The sequence below is a fragment of the Rathayibacter sp. VKM Ac-2804 genome, assembly GCF_009866655.1.
GTDB lineage: Bacteria > Actinomycetota > Actinomycetes > Actinomycetales > Microbacteriaceae > Rathayibacter.
On sequence record NZ_CP047420.1, the window covers coordinates 3,650,954 to 3,662,994 of the forward strand.

Sequence of the window (12,041 nt, forward strand, 5' to 3'; positions counted from 1 at the left end):
CGATCGGCATCCTGCAGCGGAGTGCCTTCTCATGCTGGTCGAGTAGCCCGCGCAGCGGGCGTATCGAGACCCACCACCGTCAGAACCCCTACCGCGGGCTACTCGACCGGCGAAGAAGCCGCGGTCCGCCGCGGGGTGCTCGCCCGCAGCACGACGCGGGTCGGCAGCTCGACGGACGCGCCGTCGGCCTCGTCGCCGAGGGCCGCGGCGACCGCCCGCTCGCCGAGCGCGGCCAGCGGCACGGCGACCGTGGTCAGCCCGGGGTGCACGTCCTCCGCGATGGGCGCGTCGTCGAAGCCCGCGACGCCCATGCCCGCGCCGGGCTCGACCCCGGCCGCGCGCATCGCGGAGGCGACGCCGACGGCCATCAGGTCGGTGACGGCGAAGACGAGGTCGATGTCAGCGGAGAGCCCGGCCAGCAGCGCGGCGGCCGCGTCGAACGCGCCGTCCCGGGTGAGCGGCGCCTCGACGATGAGACTCGGATCGACGCTCACACCGGCCGCAGCCAGCCCCTCGAGGAATCCCGCGACCCGGTCCGACGACGTGAGCACCGCCTCCGGACCGCGCACGATCGCGCAGCGCCGGTAGCCGGCCTCGGCGAGCGCCGCGGCGAGCGCCCGGGCTCCCGCGCGGTTGTCCACCTGCACCGAGGGGAACGGCAGCCCGCCCTGGCTGATCATGGCGACCCGCCCGCCGGACGCCTCGTAGGCCTGCAGCTCGGCGATCAGCGCGTCGCGGTGGCGGTCGGCGGCGAAGCGGCTGCCGGCGAGCACGATGGCCCGCGGCCGCCCGCCGCGGAGCGAGCGCACCAGGCCGAGCTCCTTGTCCGGGTCGCGGTCGGTGACGGCGATGCGCACGTCCAGCCGCGCCGCGTCGGCGGCGCCGATGACGCCGGACGCGATGCCCGAGAAGTAGGGGTCGGTGATGTCGCTGACGAGCAGCGCGATCGTCGAGGTGGTCCCCCGCGCGACGGCCTGCGCCGCCGGGTTCGCGGAGTAGCCCAGCTCGGCCGCGGCCGCCTCGACCCGCTCGCGGTACTCCCCCTGCACCTTGCGGGCACTGCCGTTGAGCACGCGCGACGCGGTGGCCAGGGACACCCCCGCCGCACGGGCGACGTCGTGCAGCGTCGCGGCGGCGGTCGTTCGTCGTGCTGCCACGGTGCTCCTCGGGGTCCGGCGGCGGCTTCCCGCGCGCTCGCCAGTGTACGGAGGAGCGGGCGCGCTCAGCTCGCGTCGAGCGGCGACACCCCCGTCAGCTCGACGGCGCGGTCCCAGAGCCGGCGCGCGCGGTCGCGGTCGCGGGCCGCGCGGTTCGGATTCACCTGGCGCGGCGCCCCACGGACCTCGCCGAGGCCGCCCGGTCCGTAGTAGGCGCCGGAGCGGGCGTCGGGCGAGGTCGCCGCGAGCAGCGTCGGCAGCGCGCCGTCGTCACCGCTCTGCCCGACCGTGCGCATCAGGGTGCCCATCAGCGCGCCCTGTCCCGCCGTCGCGTGGGTGTGCAGCTCGGTCACCGACATGCCGGGGTGCGCGGCCATCGAGCCGACGCTCGAGCCCGCCCGGCGCAGGCGCCGGTGCAGCTCGAACGCGAAGACCAGGTCGGCCAGCTTCGACTGCCCGTAGGCCGGCCACGGGCTGTAGCGGCGGCGCTCCCAGTTCAGGTCGTCGAAGTCGAGGGTGCCGAAGCGGTGCGCGAGGCTCGAGAGCGACACCACCCGGTCGGCGATCCGCGGCAGCAGCAGCCCGGTCAGCGCGAACGGCCCGAGGAAGTTGGTGCCGAACTGCAGCTCGAAGCCGTCCGCCGTGCGCCCCTCCGGCACCGCCATGATGCCGGCGTTGTTGACGAGCACGTCGATCGGCCCGGTCGCCTCGGCGAACTCGCGCACCGAGGAGAGGTCGGCGAGGTCGAGTCGCCGGACGACGACATCGCCGCCCATCCGCTCGGCCGCCCGCTCGCCCTTCTCGACGGTCCGGCAGGCGAGGACGACGTGGGCGCCGTGCTCGGCGAGCGCCCGCGCGGTCGCCTCCCCCAGTCCGCTGTTCGCACCGGTGACGACGAACGTCCTGCCGGTCTGGTCGGGGATGTCTGCGGCGCTCCAGGAGGTCATCCTCCCACCCTAGATTCCGGGCGTGCACGCCACCTGGACGCCGGTCAGTCCTCGGTCCAGCGGTACCAGTGCGCCACCGTGACCGGGCCGAGCTCGAGGAGAGGAGACGCGTCGCGGCGCCGGCGCTCCTCCGCGCTCCCGGTCAGGCCGATCCGCGCCTCGGGCGACATCGGCAGGATCTCCAGCAGGATCTCTCCCGCTCCGACCGCCCCGGCGCCCAGCTCGTCGAGGTCGAGGACCCACGGCCCGCCGTCCCAGAACTGATCGGCCACGACCTCGCCCCCGACGAGGATCCGCGCGACGTCGCCTGCCCAGTGGATCTCGAGCTCCCGGCGCCGAGCACGGGAATCGAGTGCGGGGACGTCGAGCCGGTGGACCGCCGCGGCGGCGAAGTCGGCGTCCCGCGGCGCGGAGGCGCGCCCCGCGGACTCGCCGTAGGAGGCGGGCACGCCGGCACCCTCGCGGACCAGCGCGACGCCGACCTCGACCGCGCCCCGCGGTGATGCGGCGGATCCGGGAACGGGGACGAAGCGCTGCCGCTCGACGTCCCAGGCGCGCGGCGGACGGCTGCCGTGCCGCAGGTCGCCGGCGATCCGGCCCGAGCCGTCCGTCCAGACCGGATCCTCGGAGAGGACGAGGCGGCGGCGCCCGGCCTCGACGAGCACCGACGCCTCATCGCCCGCCTCCGCGGACAGGATCAGCACCGAGCACGCTCCGCCCGCGCCGCGCGCCCGCACCAGCACCGGCTCGTCGACGTCGAGCCGGAGGATCCGCCCGTCCTGCCGCACGCCGTCGACCTCGAGCTCCGCGCCCTCGGCGAAGGCCAGCTCCGCGGTGACGCCGCGCGCCGCGACCAGCACCAGCGTCGGCTCCGCCCCGTCGAGGAGCGTCAGCGGCGTCGCGGTCGCCCAGTCCAGCCGCACCCCGCCGACCGTCAGGCCGACCGGCCAGACCGCCAGCGTCCCCGCCGGCACCGCAGTGCTCACGGAGGGGAACCGCACGGTCTCGTCGTCCAGGCCGACCTCGAGCAGCACACCCGGGTGCTCCGGCAGCGGCTCGTGCGGCTGGTGCCAGGTGACGAACACGAAGCCGCTCGTCCCGTCGCTGCGCAGCGCCCAGCGCAGGGTGTCCGTGTCCTGCTGGCTCGAGGGCAGCTCGTCCGGCAGCGTCGACGGCATCTCCGCGAGCCGCTCGCCGAACGCCTCGAGGAAGGCGTGCTGGCGCCGCAGCAGCGCGAGCGTCGGCGACGGCCGCCCGCTCGCGCCGATCGGCGCGCGGAAGTCGTAGTCGAACCGCGGCAGGTCGTTCGGGTAGCCGGTGGCCTGCGACTCCTGCAGCCCGTCGACCGTCACTCCACGCGGGTTCGTCCCGCCGGCGTACATGTAGTACCCCTGCCAGGCCGAGCCGTTGCCGATCTTGGTGTGCGCGACCGCCGCGATGTCGAGCGGCTGCACGGCCGGGCGCCGGTGGTAGGCGGTGGCCATGCCGCCGCCGAGCTCGCAGGTCGCCGGCGGGTAGTCGAGCGAGGGGGCGCGGGGCGTCACCGCGTCGGTCGCACCGCGGACGTCCGCGCCGATCCCCGGGTCGTCCCACTGGTGGCTGAAGAAGAAGTGGTCGCGGAAGGTGGTGTCCCACGGCGAGTCCGACTCGACCCAGAAGCCGTCGGCGTAGCCGCCGAAGAGCGGCAGGACCTCGTCCAGCGGGAGGTCCGCGCCGCCCCAGCCGGTCGACGTCCAGATCGGCGCGGTCAGTCCCGCCTCGCGGGCCAGGCCCTTCAGCGTCCGGATGTGCTCGGGCTGGTCGTAGATCTCGTTCTCGAGCTGGATCGCGACGACGTTGCTGCCGGGCCCGCAGCGCGAGGCCAGCTCGCCGCCGAGGGCGCCGAACCAGTCCCGGACGAGCGCCAGGTAGCGGGGATCGTCGGTCCGGTGCCGCACGTCGGCGTCCTGCACCCAGTCGGGGAACCCGCCGTTGCGGACCTCGCCGTGGCACCACGGCCCCACGCGCAGCACGACGTCCAGCCCGACCTCGGCGCACAGGTCGACGAACGCGCCGACGTCGAGGTCCCCGTCGAAGCGACGGGCGCCGCGGACCTCCTCGTGGTGGATCCAGATCGTGTAGAACGCCACGACGGTGACGCCGCTCGCGCGCATCAGCCGCAGCCGCTCCTCCCACCGCGCCCGCGGCACGCGGCTGCAGTGCAGCTCGCCCGACACCGGGACGAACGGCCGGCCGTCGCGCAGCACGGAGCGGCTGGTCAGCCGCCAGCGGTCGTGGCGGTCGACCGTGTTGCTCATCGCGGGCTCCCGGCGCTCGGCGGCCCACGGGAGGTGCCGCACCGACGCGGCGGTGACGGTGTCCTGGCGTGCTTCGGTCATGGAGATGCTCCTTCGGATCCGGCCGATCGATCCCGTCCACGCTAGCGGGGGCGGATCCGGGGCCTCCCCCTCAGCGCCGCGCCCGCGTCGACGCCCGCACCACCAGCTCCGGCAGGAACACCGTCTGCCGCGGGATCAGCTCCGGGTCCGCCGCCTCCTCCAGCAGCACGCGCAGCGCCGTCCGCCCGATCACCGAGCTCGGCTGCCGCATCGAGGACAGCGGCACGGCGGCGGCCGCGGCGAACGAGATGTCGTCGAAGCCGATCAGCGCGATCTCCTCCGGCACCAGCATCCGCCCGTCCACGGCGAGCGCCTGCAGCAGCCCCAGGGCGACCAGATCGTTGGCCGCGAAGAGCGCGTCGGGGCGGTCGCGGCGCGGCCGGGCCAGGATGCGCGCCCCGGCGGCGACCCCCTGCGCGACGGTCAGCGCCGTCGTCGCGACCACCTCGAGGTCCACCGCGGCGTCGCTGTTCTCGACCGCGACCCGCGCGCCGGCGAGCCGGTCGGTGACCTGGCGGATCTCGAACGGCCCGCCCACGAAGGCGAGCCGGCGCCGCCCGGTGGCGATGAGGTGCTCGGCCGCCATCCGCCCGCCGGCCACACTGTCCACCGAGACCGAGCTGTAGCGGCCGTCGCCGCTGAAGCGGTCGACCAGCACGACGGGCACGCCCCGCCCGCGCAGCTTCTCCAGCCGCTGCGAGATGTCGCCGTAGGGAGCGATCAGCACACCGCGCACCTGCTGCTCCTCGAAGAGGTCGAGGTACTGCCGCTCGCGCGACGGGTCCTCATCGGTGTTGCCGTAGAGCACGGCGATCTGGTGGCGGGACGCCTCGTCCTCGGCCCCGCGGACCACGTCGTTGAAGAACGGGTTCTGCCCGTCGAGCACCACGAAGCCGACGGTCGAGCTCACGCCGTTGCGGAGCTTGCGCGCGGCATCGTTGCGCACGTAGCCGAGCGACTCGACGGCGGCGTTCACCCGGGCGAGCGAGTCGTCGGAGACCTCGTCCGGCCGGTTGAGCACGTTGGAGACCGTGCCGACCGAGACGCCGGCGCGCAGGGCGACGTCGCGGATGCTCACTCGCGCCACTTCGCCTCCCCTGGGACGCCGAGCCGCCTTCCGCGTTGACCGCTCCGGCTCAGCGTCCCTATAGTAGCGATGAAGCTGGATGAATCGATTCAGGTCCTCTTCATCCGAAGCCGGGACCTGATCGCGATTCCCCTCGATGAGGAGGTACCACCCGTGGCATCAGATCCGCCACCCGCACTCGAACTCGCCCGCGTGGTCAAGGCGTTCGGCGCCGTCGTCGCGCTGCGCTCGGGCACCATCGCCGTGCACCGCGGGTCGATCCACGCCCTCGTCGGCGAGAACGGCGCCGGCAAGTCGACGCTCGTGAAGATCATCGCCGGAGTGCACCAGCGCGACGCGGGCGAGTTCCTCCTCGACGGCGAGCCGGTCGACTTCTCCTCGACCGCGCAGTCGAAGGCCGCGGGCATCGCCGTGATCTACCAGGAGCCGACGCTCTTCCCCGATCTCAGCGTCACCGAGAACATCTTCATGGGCCGCCAGCCGCGCGGTCGCCTCGGCCGCATCGACCGCAAGGCCATGCGCACCGAGGTCGTCGGCCTCTTCGAGCGCCTCGGCGTCCGGATCGACCCCGACCGCCCCGCCGAGGGCCTCTCCATCGCCGACCAGCAGATCATCGAGATCGCCAAGGCTATCTCGCTCGACGCGAAGGTCCTCGTGATGGACGAGCCGACCGCCGCGCTCTCCGGCGTCGAGGTCGAGCGCCTCTTCACCGTCGCCCGGTCGCTCCGCGACGAGGGCCGCGCGCTGATCTTCATCTCGCACCGCTTCGACGAGGTCTTCTCGCTCTGCGACACCATCACCGTGATGCGCGACGGCGCCTACATCTCCACGACCGCCACCACCGACGCCACCGTCGACGGCATCGTCCGCGAGATGGTCGGCCGCGACATCACCGAGCTCTTCCCCAAGCAGACGACCGAGATCACCGACGTCCTGCTCGAGGTCGCCGGCCTCACCTCGGCCGGCGTCTTCCACGACATCTCCTTCACCGTCCGCGCCGGCGAGATCGTCGGCCTGGCCGGCCTCGTCGGCGCCGGCCGCAGCGAGGTCGCCCGCGCCGTCTTCGGCGTCGACCCGTACGACTCCGGCTCGGTCACTCTCGCCGGTGGCCGGATCCCGGCCGGCAGCCCCTCCGCCGCGATGCGCGCCGGGCTCGCGCTCGTCCCCGAGGACCGCCGCAAGCAGGGCCTCGTGCTCGACTCCTCCGTCTCGCGCAACATCACGATGGCGATCCAGAAGTCGCTGTCCAAGGGCGGCCTGATCACCGGCCGCCGCGAGAACACGGCCGCCCGCGACTGGGCCGCGCGCCTCGAGGTGAAGACCGACGCGCTCGACACCGTCGCCGGCACCCTCTCGGGCGGCAACCAGCAGAAGGTCGTGCTGGGCAAGTGGCTCGCCACGGATCCGAGGGTCCTGATCATCGACGAGCCGACCCGCGGCATCGACGTCGGCACCAAGTCCGAAGTGCACCGGCTGCTCTCGCAGCTCGCCGGGGAGGGAATGGGGATCCTGATGATCTCGTCCGAGCTGCCCGAGGTGCTCGGCATGGCCGACCGCGTCCTGGTGATGCGCGAGGGGCGGATCACCGCCGAGCTCGACCGCTCCGACGCCACCAGCGAGACCGTGATGCTCGCCGCCACCAGAGGGGCAGCCGCATGAGCACCGCCCAGGCGCCGGCGCAGAAGCGCGTGCCGGCCGCGAAGCCCAACGCCTTCTCCTCCGGCTTCGGCTCCTTCGTCCGGGCCCGCGAGACGGGAATCCTGCTCGCGCTGGTCCTCGTCGTCATCGCGACGACCGCGAAGAACCCGACCTTCCTCTTCTCCCCCGACGGCTGGCGCGACCTGCTGCTGACCCCGTCGATCCTGATCCTGATCGCGGTCGGCCAGGCCATCGTGATCATCACCCGCTCGGTCGACCTCTCGGTCGGCTCGATCCTGGGGCTGACCGCCTACCTCACCGGTCGCCTCTTCCTGGACATGCCGGGCATCCCGATCCTCGCCGTCTTCGCCGCCGGCATCGTCTTCGGCGGACTGCTCGGGCTGATCAACGGCGCGCTCGTCGCGTTCGCGAAGGTCCCGGCGCTGGTGATCACCCTCGGCACGCTCTACGCCTACCGCGGCATCAACGTCGCCTGGACGGGCAGCGACCGGATCAACGCGTCCGATATGCCCAAGGACTTCCTCGCCCTGGGCACCGGCCAGTTCCTCACCATCCCGTACCTCACGATCATCGCCCTCGTCGTGCTGGTCGCCGCGGGCTGGTACCTGCGCAACCAGCGCGCGGGCCGCGAGTTCTACGCGATCGGCTCCGACCCGGACGCGGCGCGGCTCTACGGCCTGCCCGTCACCCGGCGCATCCTCGTCGCCTTCGTCGTCTCCGGCGCGCTGACCGGCCTGGCCGGCGTGCTCTACGCCGCGCGCTACGGCACCGTCAACTCGCAGGCCGGCTCCGGCTACGAGCTCGACGCGGTCGGCGCCGCGGTGATCGGCGGCGTCGCGATCTTCGGCGGCTCCGGCACGGTCTGGGGCGCGGCGATCGGCGCCGTGCTGCTGCTCACCATCAACCGGGCCCTGCCGATCCTGGGCGTGCCCGACTTCTGGCAGCGGGCGGTGGTCGGCGTGCTGATCATCGGCGCGATCGTGCTCGACCGCGTGCTCTCCCTCCGACAGTCCCGCAAGCTCCTCGAAGAGAGGGACGACTCCTGATGAGCCTCGTCACCGACACCACCGCCGTGCGCACCGCGCGCGAGTACCGCGACTACGCCCGCCCGGCCTGGCAGCGGATCCTCTTCAGCCGCGAGACGGCCATCGTCGTGCTGCTGATCCTCGTGATCGTCGTCGCCTCCGCCTCGGTGAAGAGCTTCGACAAGCCGATCACCATCACCTACCTGTTCCTCGACATCGCGCCGACACTGCTGATCGCGCTGCCGATGACGCTGATCATCATCACCGGCGAGATCGACCTGTCGGTCGCCTCCACGGTGGGCCTGGCGAGCGTGCTCACCGGCACGCTGCACCAGGCCGGAGTGCCGTTCGAGGTCGCCGCGCTGATCGCGATCGTGGCCGGCGCCGCCGGCGGAGCGCTGAACGGCTTCCTGGTCACCGTCGTCGGGCTGCCCTCGCTCGCCGTCACCATCGGCACGCTCGCCCTCTACCGCGGGCTCGCCGTCGGACTGCTCGGCACCACCGCCGTCACCGACTTCCCCGAGTTCTGGACCGACCTCGCGAAGGCCAAGCTCGTCGGCCCGGTGCCGCTCGTGGTGCTGCCGTTCGCGATCCTGGCGATCGTCTTCGCGGTGGTGCTGCACTCCACCCGCTTCGGCCGCGGCGTCTTCGCCATCGGCCTGAACGACGAGGCGGCGATCTTCTCCGGCGTGAACGTGAACCGCACCAAGTTCATCCTGTTCGTGGTCTCCGGCGCCGTCTCCGCGCTGGCCGGCATCTACTACACGCTGCGCTACGGCTCCGCCCGCGGCGACAACGCGACCGGGCTCGAGCTGCAGGTGATCGCGGCGGTCCTGCTGGGCGGCGTCTCGATCTTCGGCGGCCGCGGCGCCCTGCACGGCGTGATCGCCGGCGTGATCCTGATCGGCGTGATCGCCTCGGCCCTGCGCCTCGCGAACGTCACCTCCGACGTCATCAACATCATCACCGGAGTGCTGCTCGTGCTCTCGGTGGTGTCCACCAGCTTCCTGGCCTGGCTGTCGCGACTGCGGCGCTCGGGCAGGAGACGCCCCTGATCCCGCATCACCGGCACAGCACCCGCACCACCCCGCACCACCCCGCACCACCCCCACAGCACCTCGACGAAAGGCAGACGATGATGTTCTCCTCCCGTGGGCGCCGCTTCGGCACCCTCACCGCACTGGCCGTCTCGGTCGCGCTCGTCGCGACCGGCTGCTCCGCCTCCGACGGCGACTCCGGCGGCGACTCCGGCTCCGGCGAAGGCTCCGGCGACTACTCGATCACCTTCCTGCCGAAGAACCTCGGCAACGCGTACTTCGACACCTCCGACGCCGGCGGCGAGAAGGCGATCGAGGAGTTCGGCGGCACCTACGCCGAGGTCGGACCCGCCGAGGCCTCGCCCGACGCGCAGGTCTCCTACATCAACACCCTCACCCAGCAGGGCGCCGGAGCGATCGTCGTCTCGGCGAACGACCCGAAGGCGATCTGCGACGCGCTGAACGAGGCGCGCGACAACGGCACCAAGGTCGTCACCTTCGATTCCGACACCAACGCCGACTGCCGCGACCTCTACATCAACCAGGCCACCGCCGAGGGCATCGCCAAGGCGCAGGTCGACCTGATCACCGAGCAGATCGGCGACAGCGGCGAGGTCGCGATCCTCTCCGCCTCCGCGAACGCCACGAACCAGAACGCCTGGATCGAGCTGATGGAGCAGGAGCTCACCGCGAACCACCCCGACGTGACCCTCGTCGACACCGTCTACGGCGACGACGACGACCAGACCTCGTTCGACAAGACCGCGGCCCTGCTGCAGACCCACCCCGACCTCAAGGGCATCATCTCGCCCACCACGGTCGGCATCGCCGCCGCCGCCCGCTACCTCTCCACCTCGGACTTCAAGGGCGAGGTCGCGCTGACCGGTCTCGGCACGCCGAACCAGATGCGCGAGTTCGTCGAGGACGGCACCGTCACCGCGTTCGCGCTGTGGAACCCGGGAGACCTCGGCTACCTCGCCGCCTACGCCTCGAAGGCCCTGATCGACGGCGACATCACCGGCGCCGAGGGCGACACCTTCGAGGCCGGCGACCTGGGCTCCTTCACGGTCGACGCCGACGGCACCGTCCTCCTGGGCGACCCGTTCACCTTCACCGCGGACAACATCGGCGACTTCGACTTCTGATCCGTCGCAGTCGTGCTGATCGCGGCATGCTGATCGAGTAGCGCCCGCAGGGCGCGTATCGAGATCCACCGCCCCTGACACGGTGGGTCTCGATACGCCGCTCCGCGGCTGCTCGACCAGCATGGCTGCATGCCGCTCGAACAGCTTCCGCAGGGCGACGCTGTTCATGCTGATCGAGCAGCGCCCGCAGGGCGCGTATCGAGATCCACCGAATCCGAGCGAAAGGCCCCACCCCATGCAGCGCGTCTGCTTCCAGCTCCAGGTGCGACCGGAGCTCATCCCCGAGTACACCCGCCGCCACGCCGCGATCTGGCCCGACATGGCCGCCGCCCTGAAGGCCACCGGCTGGAACAACTACTCCCTCTTCCTCCGCCCCGACGGCCTGCTGATCGGCTACTTCGAGACGCCGTCCCTCGAGGCCGCCCGCGCCGGGATGGCCGCCACCGAGGTCAACGCCCGCTGGCAGGCCGAGATGGCCGAGTTCTTCGTCGAGCTCGACGGCGCCCCCGACACGGACTTCCTGCAGCTGACCGAGGTCTTCCACCTCGAGGACCAGCTCTCCTGACTCCTCTCCTCCTCCCCGACACCCATCGGACAGAGCCGCGGCTCCGAATGATGCACGGGGTCGATCGAGGAGGTCGCAAGGATGTCGTTCAACAGTCGCCGCTGGCAGGTGCGCACCATCGTCGCGCGGGTCCGGGCTACCGCCGCCGTCGGCACGGCGGGCCTGGACACCGCCGCCCGCGCTGACCGCAAGCTCGAGATCCTCCGGGTCGCGGACGGCGTCGACGCCGGCCGGGTGAGCAACGACCAGGCCGTCGCCGCCTTCGAGCGGCTGGCGGAGGAGCTCCGTCCGCACCCCGAGGCCCGGCTCGGTTGACGCACCGTCGTCAGGGCGCGCGGTGACCGCCGACGCCCCGTCCGCGCAGGACGACGTCGTCCCGCCCCTCGCCGACGGCGACCACGCCGCGTTCCGCCGGCTCTACGAGCGCACTGTGCGCCGCGTCCGCTCGATCACCGTCGGCATCCTGCAGGACCACGCGCAGGCCGAGGAGGTCGCGCAGGAGACCTACTTCGAGCTCTGGCGCTCGGCGGCCCGGCACGCGGTCCTCGAGGAGCAGCAGCACCTCGTCGCCGTGATCGCCCGCCGACGCGCCATCGACCGCGTCCGCGCCGCGCAGTCGTCCCGCGAGCGCGACCACCGCTACGCGATCCACAGCTACCTCCGCGAGATCGACGAGGCGGAGACCCGTGGCGAGATCGTCGGCGAGTTCGGCCGCGCCGCCGTCGAGATCCGCCGCCTCGCCCCGAAGCACCGCGACCTGCTCTTCCTCGCCTACGTCCGCGGCCTGTCCCACTCCGAGATCGCCGCCGAGCTCGACCTCCCCATCGGCACCGTCAAGACCCGCCTCCGCGACACCCTCGCCCGCCTCCGCCGCGAGCTGACGACCCCGTCCCCCTGACGCCCCTGCACGCCGGTCGAGCAGCCACGCCCTGCATGCTGGTCGAGCAGCCGCGCAGCGGCGTATCGAGACCAATCCCCGTCAGAGGGCCGGGTCTGCAGACTCCCCCCTCCGCCCACGACGTGGCCCCCGCCCTCCGCGCG

At 72.7% G+C, this 12,041-nt stretch carries 11 protein-coding genes; 7 read left to right on the forward strand and 4 right to left on the reverse strand.

What is annotated here, in order from left to right:
• Positions 1-98: 98 nt before the first annotated feature.
• The 4 genes from GTU73_RS17005 to GTU73_RS17020 form a co-directional block, all read right to left on the reverse strand.
• Complete coding sequence (locus GTU73_RS17005; protein WP_160090826.1) at positions 99-1,157, reverse strand: LacI family DNA-binding transcriptional regulator; 1,059 nt, start codon at positions 1,155-1,157, stop codon at positions 99-101.
• 65 nt (positions 1,158-1,222) lie between these two features.
• A complete protein-coding gene (locus tag GTU73_RS17010) occupies positions 1,223-2,104 on the reverse strand; it encodes an oxidoreductase (RefSeq protein ID WP_160090827.1) in 882 nt (293 codons plus the stop codon).
• Positions 2,105-2,148: 44 nt separating this feature from the next.
• Positions 2,149-4,482 carry a beta-galactosidase gene (locus tag GTU73_RS17015; RefSeq protein ID WP_160090828.1) on the reverse strand — a complete coding sequence of 778 codons (2,334 nt, stop codon included), beginning with the start codon at positions 4,480-4,482 and terminating at the stop codon, positions 2,149-2,151.
• Positions 4,483-4,552: 70 nt separating this feature from the next.
• Positions 4,553-5,569 carry a LacI family DNA-binding transcriptional regulator gene (locus tag GTU73_RS17020; RefSeq protein WP_160090829.1) on the reverse strand — a complete coding sequence of 339 codons (1,017 nt, stop codon included), beginning with the start codon at positions 5,567-5,569 and terminating at the stop codon, positions 4,553-4,555.
• Positions 5,570-5,722: 153 nt separating this feature from the next.
• On the opposite strand from GTU73_RS17020, the gene GTU73_RS17025 reads away from it, so the two are divergent.
• The 7 genes from GTU73_RS17025 to GTU73_RS17055 all read left to right on the forward strand — a co-directional run bounded on the left by GTU73_RS17025 (position 5,723) and on the right by GTU73_RS17055 (position 11,898).
• Positions 5,723-7,228, forward strand: a complete 1,506-nt coding sequence (locus GTU73_RS17025) for a sugar ABC transporter ATP-binding protein (protein ID WP_244231682.1) — start codon at positions 5,723-5,725, stop codon at positions 7,226-7,228.
• The gene (locus tag GTU73_RS17030; protein ID WP_160090831.1) at positions 7,225-8,274 is read left to right on the forward strand and encodes an ABC transporter permease; all 1,050 of its coding nucleotides are present in this window, start codon (positions 7,225-7,227) and stop codon (positions 8,272-8,274) included. The genes GTU73_RS17025 and GTU73_RS17030 overlap by 4 nt, the downstream gene beginning before the upstream one ends.
• A complete protein-coding gene (locus tag GTU73_RS17035; protein WP_160090832.1) occupies positions 8,274-9,308 on the forward strand; it encodes an ABC transporter permease in 1,035 nt (344 codons plus the stop codon). Before GTU73_RS17030 ends, GTU73_RS17035 begins: the two co-directional genes overlap by 1 nt.
• An 80-nt stretch (positions 9,309-9,388) precedes the next feature.
• Positions 9,389-10,435: a rhamnose ABC transporter substrate-binding protein gene (rhaS, locus tag GTU73_RS17040; protein WP_160090833.1), complete on the forward strand. Its 1,047-nt coding sequence runs from the start codon at positions 9,389-9,391 to the stop codon at positions 10,433-10,435.
• Between the two features lie 235 nt (positions 10,436-10,670).
• Positions 10,671-11,000: an L-rhamnose mutarotase gene (locus GTU73_RS17045; protein WP_160090834.1), complete on the forward strand. Its 330-nt coding sequence runs from the start codon at positions 10,671-10,673 to the stop codon at positions 10,998-11,000.
• Positions 11,001-11,081: 81 nt separating this feature from the next.
• On the forward strand, positions 11,082-11,315 hold the full coding sequence (locus GTU73_RS17050; RefSeq protein WP_160090835.1) for a hypothetical protein: 234 nt from the start codon (positions 11,082-11,084) through the stop codon (positions 11,313-11,315).
• Positions 11,316-11,337: 22 nt separating this feature from the next.
• Positions 11,338-11,898: a sigma-70 family RNA polymerase sigma factor gene (locus GTU73_RS17055; RefSeq protein WP_160090836.1), complete on the forward strand. Its 561-nt coding sequence runs from the start codon at positions 11,338-11,340 to the stop codon at positions 11,896-11,898.
• The last annotated feature ends 143 nt before the right edge of the window (positions 11,899-12,041 follow it).

Bases quoted from the DNA above. Each gene is read 5' to 3' on its own strand.
- GTU73_RS17010 (WP_160090827.1), bottom strand. From the start codon at position 2,104: ATGACCTCCTGGAGCGCCGCAGACATCCCCGACCAGACCGGCAGGACG.
- GTU73_RS17015 (WP_160090828.1), bottom strand. From the start codon at position 4,482: ATGACCGAAGCACGCCAGGACACCGTCACCGCCGCGTCGGTGCGGCAC.
- GTU73_RS17030 (WP_160090831.1), top strand. From the start codon at position 7,225: ATGAGCACCGCCCAGGCGCCGGCGCAGAAGCGCGTGCCGGCCGCGAAG.
- GTU73_RS17035 (WP_160090832.1), top strand. From the start codon at position 8,274: ATGAGCCTCGTCACCGACACCACCGCCGTGCGCACCGCGCGCGAGTAC.
- rhaS (WP_160090833.1), top strand. From the start codon at position 9,389: ATGATGTTCTCCTCCCGTGGGCGCCGCTTCGGCACCCTCACCGCACTG.
- GTU73_RS17045 (WP_160090834.1), top strand. From the start codon at position 10,671: ATGCAGCGCGTCTGCTTCCAGCTCCAGGTGCGACCGGAGCTCATCCCC.
- GTU73_RS17050 (WP_160090835.1), top strand. From the start codon at position 11,082: ATGTCGTTCAACAGTCGCCGCTGGCAGGTGCGCACCATCGTCGCGCGG.